The following is an 18,138-nucleotide window of genomic DNA, read 5'->3' as shown; positions in this document are numbered from 1 at the left end:
CCCCGTCCAGCCGGGTAATGTTTCGGAGCCTTTATGAACCTGATCGATCTGCCTATCCACGATCTGCGCCAGCAGCTGCGCAGCAAAAGTATCTCCGCCCTCGAGCTGACCCGCGCCTACCTGATGCAGATCGAGGCCAGCAACCCGCAGCTCAACAGCTTTATTACCGTCTGCGGCGAGCAGGCCCTGGCCGCTGCGGCGACAGCCGATAACCTGCTGGCAGCCGGCGAAGCCCAGCCGCTGACCGGCATTCCGCTGGCGCTCAAGGATATCTTCGTCACCGCCGGTGTGCGCACCACCTGCGCCTCGCGCATTCTCGAGAACTTCGTGCCGCCCTACGACGGCACCGCGGTCGCGCGGTTGCGCAGCCAGGGCGCGATCCTGCTCGGCAAGCTCAACATGGACGAATTCGCCATGGGGAGCTCCAACGAGAACAGCCATTTCGGGCCGACCAGGAACCCCTGGAACCTGGCCTGCGTCCCGGGCGGCTCTTCGGGCGGGAGCGCCACAGCGGTCGCCGCGTGTCAGGCGGCGGCGACCCTCGGCACCGACACCGGCGGCTCGATCCGCCAGCCCGCCGCCCACTGCGGCGTAGTCGGTCTCAAGCCGACCTACGGCCGGGTCTCCCGCTACGGAGTGATCGCCTACGCCTCCTCCCTCGACCAGGTCGGGCCGCTGGCCCGCGACGTCGAGGATTGCAGCCTGATGCTGCAGGCGGTGGCAGGCTTCGACCCCCTCGATTCGACCTCCGTCGACACTCCGGTCCCCGACTACGGGGCGACCCTGAAAAAGGGTGTCAAGGGGCTGCGCATCGGCCTGCCCCGGGAATATTTCATCGACGGCCTCGACCCCGAGGTGCGCAGCGCCGTCGAGGCGGCGATCGCCACCTATCGCCAGCTCGGCGCCGAGATCGTCGAGGTCAGCCTGCCGCACACCGATTACGCCGTCGCCTGCTACTACCTGATCGCCACCGCCGAGGCCTCGAGCAACCTCGCCCGCTACGATGGCGTCCGTTATGGGCTGCGCGTCGACCGCGGCCAGGGGCTGATCGACATGTACAGTGCCAGCCGCGCCGCCGGCTTCGGTACCGAAGTCAAGCGCCGCATCATGCTCGGCACCTACGCCCTCTCCTCCGGTTACTACGACGCCTACTACCTCAAGGCACAGAAGGTCCGCACCCTGATCCGCCAGGACTTTCTCGACGCCTTCGAAAAGGTCGACGTCATCCTCACCCCGGTGGCGCCGACCGCCGCCTTCAAGATCGGTGAGAAGACCGCCGATCCCCTGCAGATGTACCTCTCGGATATTTTCACCATCCCGGTCAATCTCGCCGGCACCTGCGGCATCGCCCTCCCCTGCGGCGCGACCGCGGACGGGCTGCCGATCGGTCTGCAGCTGATCGGCAGGCCCTTCGACGAGGCGACCCTGCTGCGCAGCGGCTACGCCTTCGAACAGGCGACCGAATGGCACAAGCGCAAGCCGGAACTCTCATAGGTCCCATCAGTCCCATGGGTCCCATAAGACAAATGGGATCTATGAAAAACCACAGGAATCAACTTCATGACTACCAGCAATTACGAAATCGTCATCGGCCTGGAAGTGCATGTCCAGCTCACCACCCGCACCAAGATCTTCTGCGGCTGCTCGACCCGCTTCGGCAACACTCCCAACTCCCAGACCTGCCCGGTCTGCCTCGGCCTGCCCGGGGCGCTGCCGGTCCTCAACCGGCAGGTGGCGGAGAATGCGATCATGGCTGGGCTGGCGACCAACTGCCGGATCGCCCCGCGCTCGATCTTCGCCCGCAAGAACTACTTCTATCCCGACCTCCCTAAGGGGTACCAGATCTCCCAGTTCGAGCTGCCGATCTGCGAGCATGGCCACCTCGACATCGAGACCGAGGCCGGCGGCAGGAAACGGATCGGTATCACCCGCATCCACATGGAGGAGGATGCCGGCAAGCTTCTCCACGGCGACAGCCCGGAGAGCGCCGGCAACTCCCTGGTCGACCTCAACCGCGCCTGCACCCCGCTGCTGGAGATCGTCTCCGAGCCGGACATGCGCTCTCCCGACGAGGCAATCGCCTACCTGAAGAAACTGCACCAGATCGTCGTCTACCTCGACATCTGCGACGGCAACCTCGAAGAGGGATCGTTCCGCTGCGACGCCAACGTCTCGATCCGCCCCTGGGGGCAGAAAGAATTCGGCACCCGTGCCGAGCTGAAGAACATCAACTCCTTCCGCTTCATCAAGCAGGCGATCGAGTACGAGGTCGAGCGCCAGGCCGAGCTGATCGAGGACGGCGGCAAGGTAATTCAGGAGACCCGTCTCTACGACCCCACCACCGGCACCACCCGCTCGATGCGCGGCAAGGAGGAGGCCCACGACTACCGCTACTTCCCCGACCCCGACCTGGTGCCGCTGGTGGTCGATGGGGAGTGGATCGAACGGGTTCGCGCAGCGCTGCCGGAGCTCCCCACGGCGCGCCTGCAGCGCTTCATCAGCGACTACGGTCTTCCCCGCTACGACGCCGAGGTCCTCACCGCCGAACGGGCGGTCGCCGACTATTACGATGCCTGCGTGGCCCGCCACAACAACCCCAAGGCCTGCTCCAACTGGGTGATGGGGGAGGTGACCCGCGGCCTCAATAATGCCGGGATCGGCATTGCCACCTGCCCGGTCACCCCGGAGTTCCTTGCCGGCCTGTTGAAGCGCATCGATGACAACACCATCTCCGGCAATATCGCCAAGAAGGTCTTCGAAACGATGTGGCAGAGCGGCGAGAGCGCCGATGAAATCATCGAGAAGCAGGGATTGAAGCAGGTCACCGACAGCGGTGCCATCGAGGCGATCATCGACGAGATTCTCGCTGCCAACCAGGGGCAGGTCGAGGAGTACCGCGGCGGCAAGGAGAAGGTCTTTGGCTTCTTCGTCGGCCAGGTGATGAAGGCGAGCAAAGGGAAGGCAAACCCGGCCGCCGTCAACGAGCTGCTGAAAAAGAAACTGCAGGGATGAGGGACGGGAGGGAAACCATGTCGATCAAGCCGATCCTCTTCGAAAACGACACCCTGAAGATGCTCGACCAGCGCCTGCTGCCCACGGCGGAGGTCTGGCTCGACTACCGTGACTACCGCGAAGTCGCCACGGCGATCACCACCATGGTGGTGCGCGGCGCGCCGGCGATCGGGGTGGCGGCGGCCTTCGGCGCGGCACTCGGCGCCCGCGACATCTTCGCCGCTTCCTTCGACGAGTTCCAGACCGAGTTCAACCAGGTCTGCGCGGTACTCGCCGCGACCCGCCCCACCGCGGTCAACCTCTTCTGGGCGCTGGAGCGGATGAAGGGGTGCGCCCGGGAGCATCGGCAGCTGGCCGGCATCGATCTCAAGGAGCGGCTGCTGGCCGAGGCGCTGGAAATCGCCGCCGAAGATGAGCGCCGCAACCGGGCGCTGGGAGCCTTCGGGGAGAAACTGATCCCGGACGGCGCCCGCATCCTCACCCACTGCAACGCCGGGGCGCTGGCGACCGCCGGCTACGGGACGGCGCTGGGGGTGATCCGCGCTGCCGTCGAAGCGGGGAAGAAGGTCGCGGTCCTCGCCGACGAAACCCGCCCCTGGCTGCAGGGGGCGCGCCTCACCGCCTGGGAGCTACAACGGGACGAAATTCCGGTCACCCTGATCTGTGACAACATGGCCGGGGCGCTGATGGCTCAGGGGGCGATCGACTGCGTGATTGTCGGCGCCGACCGCATCGCCGCCAATGGCGACACCGCCAACAAGATCGGCACCTACACGGTGGCGGTGCTGGCCAGGGAGCACGGTCTCCCCTTCTATGTCGCGGCGCCGACCTCGACTGTCGACCTCGACCTCGCCGACGGCAGCGCCATCCCCATCGAGGAGCGCGCGGCGCAGGAGGTGACTCACACCGCCGCCGGCGTCCAGCTCGCGCCGACCGGGGTCGCGGTACGCAATCCCGCCTTCGATGTCACCCCGGCGCGACTGATCACGGCGATCATCACCGAGCGCGGCGTCGCCACCGGGGACTACGAGAAGCGGCTGCAGGAGCTGGTCAAGGGAGCCTGAGCGATGGATCGGACCGAGATCAGCCAGGCCCTGCAGAAGGCCGCGCGCAATGAAACCGCCCTGGCGACGCTGGCGACCCGCCTCGGCTTTGCCGAAAGCCGCAAGACCGCCGCCAACCTCCTGCTCCTCTCCGACCTCCTCGCCGACCCGGCGCTGCTGGCGTCCCTGGTCGAAATCGCCCGCGACTGCGCCGACCCCGACCTGGCGCTGAACAACCTGGAGCGGCTTGGCAACGTCGTCCCAATCAACACCCTGCGGCCCCAGCTTGAGGATGCGGTGTCCGCCCGGCGCCTGCTGACCGTTCTCGGTGCCTCCCCCTTTCTGACCAGTATTTTCTGCCGCAAACCAGTCTATTTCGAGGAGCTCTTTCCCGGCGGCGAGATCGAGCGCGCCAAAGACGAGGCGACGATGCTCACCGAGCTGCGGGAACGGGTCGCCCTGGAGGTCGACTTCGCCACCCTGCAGCAGGGGCTGCGCCGTTTCAAGTGCCGCGAGATCCTGCGCATCGGCAGCCGCGATCTCTGCGGCCTCGCCGACCTCGCCACGGTGACCGCCGAGCTCTCCGCCCTCGCCGCCGCCACCCTGCAGCGTGCCTACGAGGTCTGCGACCGGCAACTGCGGGCCGAGCATGGGGCGCCGCTCCTCGCATCCGTGGCGGAGAGCTGCCCGCTGGAGGCGGAATTCACCATCCTCGGCATGGGCAAGTTCGGCGGTCGCGAGCTCAACTTCTCCTCCGATATTGACCTGATCTACTTCTACACCTCGGAACGGGGCCAGAGCACCGGGGTCCCCGACGCCGCCGGGAAGGTAAAGAACAGCATTCCGCTCCACAACTACTTCTGCAAGCTGGGGGAGCTGGTCACCCGGGCCGTCGGCCAGGCGACGGAGGACGGGTTCGTCTTTCGCGTCGACCTGCGCCTGCGCCCGGAGGGGAACAACGGCGAGATGGCCAACTCGTTGCGCAGCGCCGAAGTCTACTACGAGAGCTGGGGGCAGAGCTGGGAGCGGGCGGCGATGCTCAAGGCGCGACCGGTGGCCGGCAGCCATACCCTCGGTGAGCAGTTGCTCCGGGATCTTGAGCCCTTCATCTACCGGCGCTTCCTCGATTACGCGATGATCGAGGATATCAAGCTGATGAAGCAGAAGATCGACCGCAGCCTGACCCGCGAGCGGGAGGGGGAACTCAACCTCAAGCTCGGCCAGGGGGGGATCCGCGAGATCGAGTTCTTCATCCAGGCGATGCAGCTGATCTACGCCGGCAAGAACCGCTCGCTGCGCGAGAAGAACAGCCTCAGGGCCCTTGATCTGCTCCTCAAGGAAGGCCTGATCAAGGCGAAAGAGCACCAGACCCTGCGCGAGGCCTACATCTTCCTGCGCACCGTCGAACACCGGATCCAGGTGGTGCAGGAGCGCCAGACCCACAATCTGCCGGTCAAGAGCGATGAACTGCGTGCCCTCGCCCGGCGCTGCGGCTTTGCCGACGAGCCCGCCTTCCGCTGCGAACTCGACCGCCATCGCCAGGCGGTGGCGGCGATCTACCATGACCTCTTCTACACCAGCGAGGAGGAGAGTCGCGACCAGGTCCGCCCCGAAATCGCCTTCCTCCTCGACCCCAATGCCGACAGCGACCTCGCCAAGGACATCCTCGAAGAGCGCGGCTTCAAGAATCCCGATGCCGCCTTCGAGAGCCTGCAGCTGCTGCGCGGCGCGCCCCATTCCTTTCTGACCCCCCGGGCCCGCCGCCACCTCGAACGGATCGCCCCGTTCCTGCTGCAGGAGGTGGTCGACTCCCCGGAACCGGAAATGGCGCTGCTCAACCTCGAGCGTTTTCTCGGCGCTCTGCGGGCACGGGCGACCTTCTTCGCCCTCCTCGACGAGAACAAAGGGATCATCCAGCTCCTCGTCTCCCTCTTCGGCACCAGCCAGTTCCTGTCACGGATTTTCATCCAGCACCCGGAGATTCTCGACTCCCTGGTCTCCCGTTCCTATGCCGCCCCCTTCAAGGACCGGACGACCCTGGCGCAGAACCTGGCGGAGCTGATGGATAGCGCGGTCGACTATGAACAGAAGCTCGATGTCCTGCGCCGCTTTCGCAACGAGGAGTTCCTGCGCATCGCCATCGGCGACATCCATGGCCACACTCCCCAGGGGCAGGGGACATTGCAGCTCTCCCACCTCGCCGAGGTCTGCCTCGAACAGGCCCTGGCCATCGCCCGCGGCGAGCTGCTGCCACGCTTCGGCCTGCCGATCGCCAAGGCGACCGGCGAAGAGGCCCAATTCGCCATTGTCGGCATGGGCAAGCTCGGCGGCCAGGAGCTCAATTACCACTCGGACCTCGATATCATCTTCATCTACGAGGGGGACGGCCAGACCGCCCCCGGCCCGGGGTGCGACCCGGAACGCTTCCGCGAGCAGAGCAACCAGGAGTACTTCTCCCGCCTCGCCCAGCGGATCATCTCGGTATTGACGTTGATGACCCGGGAAGGGACGGTCTACCAGATCGACACCCGGTTGCGCCCTTCCGGCAACCAGGGACCGCTGGTCACCTCCCTCGCCGCCTTCGAGCGCTACCATGACGGTTCAGCGCAGCTCTGGGAGCGCCAGGCGCTGACCAAGGCCCGCGCCGTGGCCGGTGCACCGAGCCTCGCCGCCCGCGTCGACCAGCTGATCGGGCGCTGTGTCTTTGACCGCCCGGTCCCCGACGGCCTTAAAGAAGAGATCTACCGCTTGCGCGGCCGCATGGAGGCGGAAATTGCGCGGGAGGGGGTCGAACATTTCAACATCAAGACCGGCCGCGGCGGCATGGTCGATGTCGAATTCATTGTCCAGTACCTGCAGCTCCTCTACGGCGGCAGCCATCCCGGACTGCGCACCACCAACACATTGCAGGCCTTGCACATCCTTAATGAAGAAGGTATTCTGAGCGCGGCGGACTACTTCGTGCTCGAAAGCGGCTATAAATTCCTGCGGCGCCTGGAAAACAAGCTGCGCCTGGTCCATGACCAGTCGATCAACGAACTCTCCGGTGAGCGGGACTACCTGCTGCGCCTCGCCCGGCGCCTTGGCTACCCCGAGCGCCCGCGCCATCCCGCCGATCTCTTCCTGGCCGACTACCGGCGCATCACTGAGGAGATTCGCAGGGTCTTTGAACAATATCTCGGCGCGGCGACGCCAACCCCGGAATAACCAACGCCCCCTGAGCAAGACTGCAGATGAGCAAAAAAATCGCGATTATCGATGAAGACCAGAATATCTGCCGGTTTCTCAGCGAGTCGCTCAAGCTCAAGGGCTACCAAGTTGAAGTCTTCAACAGCGCTGAGGCGGCCCAGGAAACGATCGACGCCGGCAAGTTCGATCTCGCCCTCGCCGACATCCTCCTCCCCGGCATCTCCGGGCTCGAGCTCTGTCGCAACCTGCGCAACGCGGAGGCGACGGCGACCCTGCCGATCATATTGATGACCGCCTTTCAGAAGGAGACCAGGCAGATCAACGCGGCCCGGGAAGAATTCGGTGCCAACGACTACCTGCTCAAGCCCTTCACCCTGGCGACCCTGCACGAGAGGATCGACAAGTTGATCGGAGTACCGGCGACCAGGGGCCCGGCGCGCCAGCTCCATGTCGAGGGGGATCTCGCTGTCACCCCCCTCCCCGCCCTGCTGCACAACCTCTACACCCTGCAGGCAACCGGCCTGCTCCACCTCGAACGGGGCGAGCGGCGCAAGATCGTTTACGTCAAGGACGGTTACCCGATCTTCGTCCGTTCCAACCTGATCCGCGAATGCCTCGGCAAGATGCTGGTCCATGACGGCCTGATCAGCCAGGCCCAGTGCGACGACTCCCTGCAGAAGGTCAAGGAGAGCGGCCGGCTGCAGGGGACCGTCCTCATCGAGATGGGGCTGCTGACGCCGGAGCAGCTGCACCGATTTCTCAGCCGCCAGGTTACCGAAAAGCTGCTCGAGGCCTTCGGCTGGACCGACGGCAGTTTTCGCTTCCTGCAGGGAAAAGACTTCAAGTCCGGCGTCACCAGCATCGAACTTTCACCCGCCATGCTGATTCTGCAGGGGATCCGTCGCTATTTCTCCGATACCCGAACCGCCGAGCTGCTGGCGCCCCACCGCCACCACTACCTGGTGCAGACCGAGAACCCCCATTACCGCTTCCAGGACCTGGAACTCAACCGCCGCGATGCCGAGGTACTGGCCCTGTGCCGGGGCGGGTTCACCCTCGAAGAGCTCCTCGCCCAATTCCCCCTCAGCCACCGCGAACTGGAACAGTTCCTGGCGGGGCTGCTCACCGCCGAAATCCTCGAGAGCCGGGAGGCGCCGGTGGTACAGGCCGGGGAGGAGGATCTGGCGGTGCTGCACCAGTTCGCCGACACCCGGGAGCTGCGTCAGAGGATTCTTGCCGATTATGCGCGGCTGCTTTCCCTCGATCACTTTGCCCTGTTCGAAGTAACCCGCGATGCCGGAGCGGATGAGATCCGCCGCAAGTACTTTGCCCTTGCCAAGAAGTACCACCCCGACCAGTTTCTGCAGAAACACCTCTCCGAAGATCTCACCGCAAAAATCAACGAGCTCTTCAGGCACATCGGCGAGGCCTACCAGGTCATCAGCAACCCGAAAAGCCGCCAGGATTACCTCGATCAGATCAGCGGCAGGAAGAAGGAACGGCAACAGGACGTGACAGACATCCTGCAGGCCGAAACCGCCTTCCAGAAGGGGATGGTTTTCCTCCGGGCGAAAAATTATCCGGAGGCCCTCGAAGCCTTCAGCTGGGCGGTCAAGCTCAGCCCCAAAGAACCTGAGTACCTGACCAGTTACGCCTGGGCCAAGTTCAAGGCCTATCCCGGCGACCGCGAACGCCTCGGCGAGTCGATGCAGGCGCTGCAGCACTCCCTCGACCTCAACAACAGGCTCGACCGCAGCCACCTCTATCTCGGCTACCTGCTGAAACAGGAAGGGCGGGAGCGGGAGGCCGAAAAACAGTTCGAGATGGCGATCAAGTGCAATCCGCGCTGCACCGAGGCACTGCGGGAGTTGCGCCTGATCAACATGCGCCGAACCCGTCCCGACGGCGGAGGACTGCTGGCCAAGGTTTTTAAAAAATAATCTGCTCCAAAAACGACGATGGCCCGGGAAATCCGGGCCATCGTCGTTTCTGTCCTGAGAGCGGGGACCACCTTACTCCGCAACCAGAGCCTTCCGGGTGGCAGAGGGGAGCGCAAAATGGGCCAGTCCGGCATAAAACAGCTCGGAGGGAAGACGCCGGGCAACCCGCTCCAGGTAGCGGCGAACCACCAAATTCCGCAACTCCCCCCGGGTCTCGATCGCGGGATGGATAAAGAGCATGCCGATATCAAATGCGCCGGAGCCATCGAGATCGCCGCGCGGGATGACGTAGATAACCCGCCCTTCCAGGTGCCAGGTCCTTCCGTCAAGCTCGACATCGAGCTGCAGCTGCTCGTCGTTGACCAGTTCCCGCGTCAGGGAAAAGCGGGTACCGAGATCGGAAAGGCTGACGATCCGGGTCGCCTCCCGCTCACCGCGCACCGAGACCACGGCAGGACGGTCGAGATCGATGCGGATATGGGCGCGGGGCGGCCGGTGGAAGCGGGGCTCGAGGGCGGCCCAGAGCTCTTCCACTACGATGGGCAGCGCAATCCGGTCGCGGCCGGAACTCGGAAACCGGGCCAGCCGTACCACTTCCACCCCCGAAGCAGAAAACGCCAGTCCTTCCTCCAGCAAAACCAGGGTCGCTTCTTCCGCTCGCGGCACCACCGCGTACAGCCACTCCTCCAGCAGGGCACCGAGAATGGCCTGCAGCGCCGGATCGCGGACCGCCACGGCCAGTTGACGGTTTTTCCCGGCAGGCATCCGGCTATGCAGCATCGAGGCCTCCGCGCGGCGTATGAAAATCGATCACAATGGCGGTGCAGTCATCCTCCGGCGCAGTGTCGCCGGCAAAATCCCCCCGCACCGCGAAGAGCTGGTTAAGGAAATTCCGGTAGTCGCCGTCCTTTTCCCGCAGCACCTGCTGCAGCCTCTCGGTACCGAACAGTTCCCCCGCGGGGTTGGATGACTCGGTTATGCCATCGGTGTAGAGGAGCAGCCGGTCCTGGGGGTGAAAACGGAACGAACCGCTTTGAATCTCCGGTGCGTCGAAAAATCCAACCGGGGCCGAGGTGGCCGGCAGAGAGAGGATATCGTCGCCACGGCGCACCAGCGGCGCCGGGTGGCCGGCGTTGACGTACTCCATCCGCAGCGATAACGGGTCGATGCTGGCGCAGAAGAGGGTGGTGGAAAAATAATGATCGAATTCGGCGGAACGACGGGCGAAGGACTGCAGGAAAGCGTTGATTTCCCGCACCAGATCGACGGGCGAGCAGAAGGATTGGGAGGCGCGGTGAATATAGCCGTAGAGGAGTGCCATCACCACCGAGGCATGCACGCCGTGACCGGTCACATCACCGACAAAAACCGCCTGGCACCCGTCGGGCATGGCGATGAAATCGAAATAGTCCCCGCCCAGGCCGCGCGCCATCAGGTTCTTCACGCCGATACAGGCCCAGTCGCAGTAGGGGGAGCTCTTCGGAAAGAGAAGCTGCTGGACATGGCTGGCCAGGTTGAGATCGAAATCGTCGCTGATGTCGCTGCTAACCATGATTCCCCCGGAAATTCCTTACCTGAAGTTTAACCGTTTTTCCGCCCCGTTCCAGGGAGTTTCAGGATGGTTGCAGGTGAAGATCGAGCAGGTGACGGGGCTGGACGTTTCCCATCGCACCGAGCAGGCTGCGCCGCAGCTGCGGAATCTCCTGCGCCAACTGGCCGACCAGGCTCTTCATCCGCTGGCGCTGCTGTTCTTCTGTCCCCTGCACCGGGCAACCACAGTCGATAATCGGCACCTGCAGTTCGGCGGCGAGGGCGGCCACGGCCGACTCCTCGACGTAGACCAGCGGCCGGATCACCGTCTGGCGGCCGTTGTCCGCCAGCATCCGCGGGCTCATCGCCGCCAGTTTGCCGACGAAGAACTGGTTGAGGAGCAGGGTTTCGATGAAATCGTCGAGGTGGTGACCGAGTGCCAGCTTGTTGCAGCCGAGCTCGTCGCAGATGGAATAGAGGACGCCGCGCCGCAGACGGGCACAGAACGCACAGTAGGAAGAGCCGGGGCGCAGCTTGGCATCGATAATAGTGGCCATCTCGGTCGATTGCAGCCGCGAGGCAAATCCGTGTTCCTGCAGATGGGCCGCCAGCACCTCCTGCCGGTAGCCGGAAAAGCCGGCGTCGACGTTCACCGCCACCAGCTCGTAACGCACCGGCGCCCGCCGGCGCAGGCTTTCCAGCAGGTGCAGCAGGACGTAGCTGTCCTTGCCACCGGAAACCGCCACCGCGATGCGGTCGCCCGCCTCGATCAGATTGAAGTCGCCGATCGCCTTGCCGACCAGTTTGCGCAGGCGCCGGAATTGGGAGCTCTCATCGATTGCCACGGAAGTTTCTCCAGTTTTTCAACTCGTTAGGAATCGTTTTTTTAATCTATCCCGGGTAAAAAAGCAAGGGGCCGCCAGGGAAAACTCCCTGGCGGCCCCTTGCCGTCCGGAATCGTCACTTTATTGGCCGGAATCGAGCTCCCGCAACTGCCCAAGGGCGAAATTTTTTGCCCGCCCCCCGGGAGCGATCATCCCGTAGGCCATCGCTTCCCGAAGTTCTTCCCGGCTGGCGCCTGCCTGCTCCGCGACCGCGAAGTGTTTCTGCAGTCAGTCGGGGCAGCCGACCGCCACGGCGCAGGCAACCCGGATCAATTCCCGGGTGCGGATATCGAGAACTTCTTCGTACTCAAAATCGAGAAATTTCTTGCGCAGTTTCATTGCCACCTCCAGGAACAGGTTAGGGGTCAATAAACTTCCTGATTAGGTCCAATTCTCAGCGTGGCGTAGCCACGCCTCGGGCCGTTTGCCGATTGAGACGCAGGCAAATACCAGCCTCGGCAGCATGCTGCGTAGGTCAAAGCGGCGATTGAAACGGTATTGAAACTCCGCCAGGTAGCGGTGCGCGTACTTATCGAAGTCAAACGCGTGATACGTCCCGGCGATGGCGGTCTTAAGATTGCCCAAAATGGTGTTGATCCAGTGAAATCATCCCATGTCGGTACTTCTGCGTTGATCCCCGACCACCTCGCGCTGGTGGCTGCACCCCGTCTTGGTCACCGCCCGGAAACAATTCAGGCCGTCCGATACCACGAAGGCCGACGAAGAAAGGTGGTTCCTGGCCCATTGGTCAACATCATGGCTGCTGAAGGTCGTCACCCGGCTAAAAACCGCTCGCAGAGGGCGCCCCTCATGACTGGTTTCCACGGCAGCAATGAACGGCACTTTGTTTTCCGAGCCTCGTCCGACCTTGCCACCTGTGCGCTCCCCGCCCAGGTAGGCGTCGTCGATCTCGACCCGTTGCGCCAAGACGGTTTTCTCTTCGCGCTCGAACATGGCCTGCATGAGCTTATGTTTGAGCCGCCAGGTCGCCTTGTAGCTCAGTCCCAGCATCCGTCTCAGTTCCAGTATCGACTGGCCGGATTTACCCTGAGTCACGAAATAGATTGCCAGGAACCACTGCGTAAGCGGCAAGTTGGTCCCATGAAAGACCGTTCCCGAGATCAGAGACGTTTGCCTTCGGCAGCTATTGCACTGGAAGATCTTCGACCGGCTACGCCGAAAGATGATGGCACGCTCGGCCCCACACGCCGGGCAGGCAAAGCCTTTGGGCCAGCGCCATCGTTCGACAACGGCCTCGCATTGGGCCTCCGTCCCATACTCTTTCAGAAACGCGGCCAGGCTCAAGCCCGGTTGAAACTGAATGCGATTGGTGGGCATGGACGATAACCTCCTGTATTCGGGTGGGTTCCATGCCCAAAACATACGGCCTCAGCGCGACAGAAAATGTCATAGCTGAGAACCGGACCTAATCAGGATAAACTTTACCAGCCGGCAACTCAGGCCGCACGCTCAGAAGCTCTCCCGCTGCAGGTTCGACTGCTGTACACTGCCGCAATCGGGGCAGCGAAATTCCCGGGTGTCCTGCCACCAGGGCTCGGGTCCCCAGTAGGAGGGATTTTCGATGCTGCGCAGGTGTTCAACCGCATTGAAATTTTTGGTTTGCTGACAACTCTTGCAGTAGAGCCAGACTTCGCCTGCGGCGCAGGCCTGGAGGAATTCACCGGGGGCCATGCTATGACGCTCCTGGGTTGGGGGGCATTAAAAACCGGAACCTTGGGAAGAAAGATAGTCCAGTCGAGGGGAAAAAAGCAAGGGGGAGCGGGGCCTTTGACGGGGGCGGCGGGCCGGGCGGCGGTACTGGTCCCGGTGGTTGGCTGCCTGGGCAGAGGGTAGTTGGAGAACCTGACAGTGGCAATGATGGCCACAGAGAGGGCAGATCTCCTTTCATGGCATTCCCCTCTCCCCGGGGCTCCTGTAGACGAAGAGCCCGGGAGGCGGTTTCCCGGCCGCCGCACATTTATCGAACCGCCGCCGAAAAAACGGGAATGAAATCTTCCGTTTGACTTCGGCAGGTCCTGGCTCATAATTGTATTTCCATTTTGGTAATAAATCGGCGCCCGCACGGCTGTGAAGCGGTGCACTTCCTCCTTCCGACCATGGATCACGACGATGAAGCAGACCCTTTACGACAAACTCTGGGAACGTCACCTGGTGCGCTGCGACGAAGACGGCACCTGCCTGCTCTACATCGACCGGCACCTGGTCCACGAAGTCACCTCGCCGCAGGCCTTCGAAGGGCTGCGCCTGGCTGGCCTCCGTCCTTGGCGATCCGGCGCCAACGTGGCGGTACCGGACCATAACGTCCCCACCACCGACCGCAGCGGCGGCATTGCCGAGCCCCTCTCGCGGCTGCAGGTCGAAACCCTGGACGCCAACTGCGACGAGTTCGGCATCAGCGAGTTCGCCATGAACGACGTGCGCCAGGGGATCGTTCACATCATCGGCCCGGAGCAGGGTCTGACCCTCCCCGGCATGACGATCGTCTGCGGCGACTCCCATACCTCGACCCACGGAGCGCTGGGGACCCTCGCCTTCGGTATCGGCACCTCCGAGGTCGAGCACGTGCTGGCGACCCAGTGCCTGAACCAGAAGAAGGCCCGCAACATGCTGGTCAGCGTCGACGGCGAGGTCGGCCGCGGCATCACCGCCAAGGACATCATGCTGGCGATCATCGGCGCCATCGGTACCGCTGGCGGTACCGGCTACGTCATCGAATACGGCGGCGACGCGATCCGGGCGCTCTCCGTGGAAGGGCGGATGACGATCTGCAACATGTCGATCGAGGCGGGGGCCAAGGCCGGCATGATCGCCGTCGACGACAAGACCATCGAGTACGTCAAGGGACGGCCCTTCGCGCCAAAGGGGGAGCTCTGGGCGCGGGCGGAAGCCGACTGGCGCACCCTGCACAGCGACCCTGGCGCCCGTTACGACCGCACCGTGCATCTCGACGCCGCCGCGATCGAGCCCCAGGTGACCTGGGGGACCTCGCCGGAGATGGTTTCCAGCGTCGGCGGCCGCGTCCCCGACCCGGCCGCCGAGCCCGATGCGGTCAAGCGCGAGGGGATGAAGAAGGCCCTTGAGTACATGGGGCTGGCACCGGGCACGCCGATCACCGCCATCTACCCCGATACCATCTTTCTCGGCTCCTGCACCAACGCCCGCATCGAGGATTTGCGCGCCGCCGCGGCCATCGTCAAGGGGCACAAGCTGGCCGCCAACATCAAGCGGGCGCTGGTGGTGCCGGGTTCGGGGCTGGTGAAAAAACAGGCCGAGGCCGAAGGGCTCGACGCGATCTTCAAGGCCTGCGGCTTCGAGTGGCGCGAGGCAGGTTGTTCCATGTGTCTCGGCATGAACGAGGACCGGCTGGCGCCACAGGAGCGCTGCGCCTCAACCTCGAACCGCAACTTCGAGGGACGGCAGGGGCAGGGCGGGCGCACCCACCTGGTCAGTCCGGCGATGGCCGCTGCCGCCGCAATTACCGGTCATTTCGTCGATGTCCGCACCCTGGAGGACTAATATCATGCAGTCATTTACCCGGCTCAACGGGCTGGTCGCACCACTTGACCGCTCCAACGTCGATACCGACGCCATTATCCCCAAGCAGTTTCTGAAATCGATCCAGCGCACCGGATTCGGGCCGAACCTCTTCGACGAGTGGCGCTACCTCGATCACGGCGAACTCGGCATGGACTGCAGCAAGCGTCCCCTCAACCCGGACTTCGTCCTCAACCAGCCGCGCTACCAGGGGGCGCAGATCCTGCTGACCCGCGACAATTTCGGCTGCGGCTCGTCCCGCGAGCATGCCCCCTGGGCGCTCCTCGACTACGGCTTCCAGGTGGTGATCGCGCCGAGCTTCGCCGACATCTTCGCCAACAACTGCACCAAGAATGGCATCCTGCCGGTCGTTCTGACCCATGCCGAGGTCGACCGGCTCTTCGCCGCGGTGACGGCAACCCCCGGCTACCGGCTCCAGGTCGATCTGGCCGCGCAGCAGGTCACCACCCCTTTGGGAGAGGTGCTGCGCTTCGAACTCGACCCGTTCCGCAAAAAGTGCCTGCTCGAAGGGCTGGACGAGATCAGCCTCACCCTTCAGCACGCCGACGCGATCCGGGCCTTCGAGGAGCAGCGAAGACGTGCCGAACCCTGGCTGTTCGCATCGTGATGCCTGTTGAACTTACGACTTTGACCTTTTGACAGCAGACCGGCCCTGGCCGGTCTCCCTAGCGACGAGGTAACCGATGCAAGGAACGGAACTGGTTTTGAAGGCGCTGCGCGCCCGGGGCGTGAAATACATCTTCGGCTATACCGGCGGCGCGATCATGCCGGTCTTCGACGAGATGGGGAAGCAGGAACATTTCACCTTCATCATGCCGCGCCATGAGCAGGGGGCGACCTTCATGGCGCAGGGGCTCTCCCGCGCCTCCCTCTCCACCGAGACCCCGCAGATCGGGGTCTGCCTCTCGACCTCCGGACCGGGCGCCATGAACCTCGTCACCGGCGTCGCCGACGCCCACATGGACTCGGTGCCGATCGTCGCCATCACCGGCCAGGTGGCGACCGGGGTGATCGCCACCGATGCCTTCCAGGAGAGCGACGTGGTCGGGGTCATGATGCCGATCTGCAAGCAGACCTACATGCCGCTTGCCGCCGCCGAGATCGAAAAGAGCATCCACGAGGCCTTCTATGTCGCTACCACCGGGCGCTTCGGGCCGGTGGTGATCGACATCCCCAAGGATGTGCAGCTGCAGCAGACCGAAGAAGGGTACAAATTCAACCCGAAGAGTTTCCGCCCCGAGCTGCCGGGCTTCTTCTACCACCCCTCCCCGGAGCGGGATGTCCTGACCCGGGCGATCGGCATGATCAACCGCAGCGAGCGGCCGGTGATGTTCTGCGGCCACGGCGTCATCGCCAGCAACGCCGGCCAGCTGCTGCAGCAGTTCGCCGAGAAGACCAACATCCCCATCGCCTTCACCTTGCACGGGCTGTCGGCGCTGCCGGTCGATCACCCCTTGAGCCTCGGCATGATGGGGATGCACGGCACCGTCGAGGCGAACCGGGCGGTGATGAACGCCGATTTGATCATCAGCTTCGGCATGCGCTTCGACGACCGGGTCACCGGCAAGCTCAATGAGTACGCCAAAAATGCCGACGTCATCCACGTCGAGATCGACCCCTCCGAGCTCGACAAGAACGTGCGCACCACCGTCGCCATCAACGCCGACGTCTACCGAACCCTGCATGTCATGCTCGGCGACCCGGAGCTGATCTACAAGCCGCGGCGGCGCTGGCTGCAGGAGATCGCCGCCAACCGCGAGACGACCCGCGCCGAGGTCGAGGCCGAAATCGCCGCCGGGGTCGGCAGCGGCGGCAGACTACTGATGAAGAGCATCATCCGCCGTCTCTCCGATATCACCGCCGGCAGGGACATCATCGTCCCCGACGTCGGCCAGCACCAGATGATCTGCGCGCGCTTCTACAATTTCCAGACCGAGAACAGCTGGTTCACCTCGGGGGGGGCCGGCACCATGGGCTGCTCGCTGCCGATGGCGATCGGCGCCAAGCTCGCCCGGCCCGAGGAACGGGTCTGGTCGATCAGCGGCGACGGCGGCTTCCAGATGAACATCCAGGAACTCGGCACCATCATGGAGCAGCAGACCGACGTCAAGATCATCATCCTCAACAACGGCTATCTCGGCATGGTGCGCCAGTGGCAGACCCTCTTCTTCGACGGGCGCTACTCCGGCACGCCGATGCAAAGCCCCGATTACGGCCTGATCGCCCAGGCCTACGGCATCCCCTACCAGAAGGTGACGACCCTCGACCAGGTCGATGCGGCGCTGCAGGGCGCCATCGACCACGCTGGTCCCTACCTGCTCGAATTTGTCTGCGACCCGTCGGAGATCGTGCTGCCGATGATCCCCTCGGGGGGGGGCTTCGGCGACATGATCGTCTCGCGCTCCGGCAAGTGACCGGGACGCTGGCAATGAAGGCGCTTCTCCTTTAATTTCTAGCCGGGATGGGAAGAGACCCATGACAGAAAAACCGATGAAACGCCGGGCGATACTCGCCTTCGTGCAGGACAAGCCGGGGACCCTGAACAAGATCTCGATGCTGATCCGGCGCAAGATGTACAACGTCGACACCCTCACCGTCTGCAAGGCGAAGGCGCCGGGGACGAGCCGCATGACGATCACCCTGCGCGAGGACGACGAGGCGCGGGTGACCCAGGTGATCCGCCAGATCGAGAAGTTTACCGAGGTGATCCGCGCCAAGGAGCTCGATCGGGACGACAGCTACTGGCGCGAGGTGGCGATCGTCAAGTTCGAGCTCGAGGCGAAGCAGCTGGAGAAGCTGGAGAAGAAGTACCAGCTCGAAATCCTCGACAGCCAGCCCCATGACATCCACATCATCCAGATCGCCGGGCCGACCGACCGTCTCGACGGCTTCCTCCGCGACCTCGGCCCCGAGCACCTGATCGAGATCGCCCGCACCGGCGTCACCGCGCTGGAGAAATGAGGC

Annotated in this window: 14 protein-coding genes and 1 pseudogene; 9 read left to right on the top strand and 6 right to left on the bottom strand. The window is 63.9% G+C overall.

Annotated features, from left to right (window positions below; all coding sequences use genetic code 11):
- Positions 1-33 precede the first annotated feature (33 nt).
- The 5 genes from gatA (at position 34) to DBW_RS04025 (ending at position 9,184) form a co-directional block, all read left to right on the top strand.
- Positions 34-1,494: an Asp-tRNA(Asn)/Glu-tRNA(Gln) amidotransferase subunit GatA gene (gene gatA / locus DBW_RS04045; RefSeq protein ID WP_066724591.1), complete on the top strand. Its 1,461-nt coding sequence runs from the start codon at positions 34-36 to the stop codon at positions 1,492-1,494.
- A 66-nt stretch (positions 1,495-1,560) separates the two neighbouring features.
- On the top strand, positions 1,561-3,012 hold the full coding sequence (gatB, locus tag DBW_RS04040) for an Asp-tRNA(Asn)/Glu-tRNA(Gln) amidotransferase subunit GatB (RefSeq protein WP_066724587.1): 1,452 nt from the start codon (positions 1,561-1,563) through the stop codon (positions 3,010-3,012).
- A gap of 17 nt (positions 3,013-3,029) precedes the next feature.
- A complete protein-coding gene (gene mtnA, locus DBW_RS04035) occupies positions 3,030-4,076 on the top strand; it encodes an S-methyl-5-thioribose-1-phosphate isomerase (RefSeq protein ID WP_066724583.1) in 1,047 nt (348 codons plus the stop codon).
- A 3-nt stretch (positions 4,077-4,079) separates the two neighbouring features.
- On the top strand, positions 4,080-7,262 hold the full coding sequence (gene glnE, locus DBW_RS04030; RefSeq protein ID WP_066724581.1) for a bifunctional [glutamate--ammonia ligase]-adenylyl-L-tyrosine phosphorylase/[glutamate--ammonia-ligase] adenylyltransferase: 3,183 nt from the start codon (positions 4,080-4,082) through the stop codon (positions 7,260-7,262).
- Positions 7,263-7,288: 26 nt separating this feature from the next.
- Complete coding sequence (locus DBW_RS04025; RefSeq protein ID WP_066724579.1) at positions 7,289-9,184, top strand: response regulator; 1,896 nt, start codon at positions 7,289-7,291, stop codon at positions 9,182-9,184.
- A 72-nt stretch (positions 9,185-9,256) separates the two neighbouring features.
- Here DBW_RS04025 and DBW_RS04020 read toward each other — a convergent pair whose 3' ends face one another.
- From DBW_RS04020 to DBW_RS04000, 6 genes and pseudogenes are all read right to left on the bottom strand, one after another.
- Positions 9,257-9,964 carry a PilZ domain-containing protein gene (locus tag DBW_RS04020; RefSeq protein WP_066724576.1) on the bottom strand — a complete coding sequence of 236 codons (708 nt, stop codon included), beginning with the start codon at positions 9,962-9,964 and terminating at the stop codon, positions 9,257-9,259.
- A complete protein-coding gene (locus DBW_RS04015; protein WP_066724573.1) occupies positions 9,954-10,736 on the bottom strand; it encodes a PP2C family protein-serine/threonine phosphatase in 783 nt (260 codons plus the stop codon). Before DBW_RS04015 ends, DBW_RS04020 begins: the two co-directional genes overlap by 11 nt.
- 61 nt (positions 10,737-10,797) lie before the next feature.
- Positions 10,798-11,559 carry a tRNA 2-thiocytidine(32) synthetase TtcA gene (ttcA, locus tag DBW_RS04010; protein WP_066724570.1) on the bottom strand — a complete coding sequence of 254 codons (762 nt, stop codon included), beginning with the start codon at positions 11,557-11,559 and terminating at the stop codon, positions 10,798-10,800.
- 120 nt (positions 11,560-11,679) lie between these two features.
- Positions 11,680-11,937: a GSU3128 family (seleno)protein gene (locus DBW_RS19055; protein WP_257722363.1), complete on the bottom strand. Its 258-nt coding sequence runs from the start codon at positions 11,935-11,937 to the stop codon at positions 11,680-11,682.
- 42 nt (positions 11,938-11,979) lie between these two features.
- Positions 11,980-12,936: pseudogene (locus tag DBW_RS04005) on the bottom strand (IS1595 family transposase).
- 132 nt (positions 12,937-13,068) lie between these two features.
- Entirely contained in the window at positions 13,069-13,290 is a 222-nt protein-coding gene (locus DBW_RS04000) for an acetone carboxylase subunit gamma (RefSeq protein ID WP_066724565.1), read from the bottom strand.
- Positions 13,291-13,728: 438 nt separating this feature from the next.
- On the opposite strand from DBW_RS04000, the gene leuC reads away from it, so the two are divergent.
- The 4 genes from leuC (at position 13,729) to ilvN (ending at position 18,135) form a co-directional block, all read left to right on the top strand.
- The gene (gene leuC / locus DBW_RS03995) at positions 13,729-15,135 is read left to right on the top strand and encodes a 3-isopropylmalate dehydratase large subunit (RefSeq protein ID WP_066724562.1); all 1,407 of its coding nucleotides are present in this window, start codon (positions 13,729-13,731) and stop codon (positions 15,133-15,135) included.
- 4 nt (positions 15,136-15,139) lie between these two features.
- Entirely contained in the window at positions 15,140-15,781 is a 642-nt protein-coding gene (gene leuD, locus DBW_RS03990) for a 3-isopropylmalate dehydratase small subunit (RefSeq protein WP_066724559.1), read from the top strand.
- Between the two features lie 76 nt (positions 15,782-15,857).
- A complete protein-coding gene (ilvB, locus tag DBW_RS03985; protein ID WP_066724555.1) occupies positions 15,858-17,588 on the top strand; it encodes a biosynthetic-type acetolactate synthase large subunit in 1,731 nt (576 codons plus the stop codon).
- A 61-nt stretch (positions 17,589-17,649) separates the two neighbouring features.
- Positions 17,650-18,135: an acetolactate synthase small subunit gene (gene ilvN / locus DBW_RS03980; RefSeq protein WP_082820170.1), complete on the top strand. Its 486-nt coding sequence runs from the start codon at positions 17,650-17,652 to the stop codon at positions 18,133-18,135.
- The last annotated feature ends 3 nt before the right edge of the window (positions 18,136-18,138 follow it).

It is taken from the genome of Desulfuromonas sp. DDH964, from assembly GCF_001611275.1.
Lineage (GTDB): Bacteria > Desulfobacterota > Desulfuromonadia > Desulfuromonadales > DDH964 > DDH964.
The sequence above is the reverse complement of the archived record's forward strand: the minus strand, read 5'-3'. Positions and strand labels throughout refer to the sequence as shown.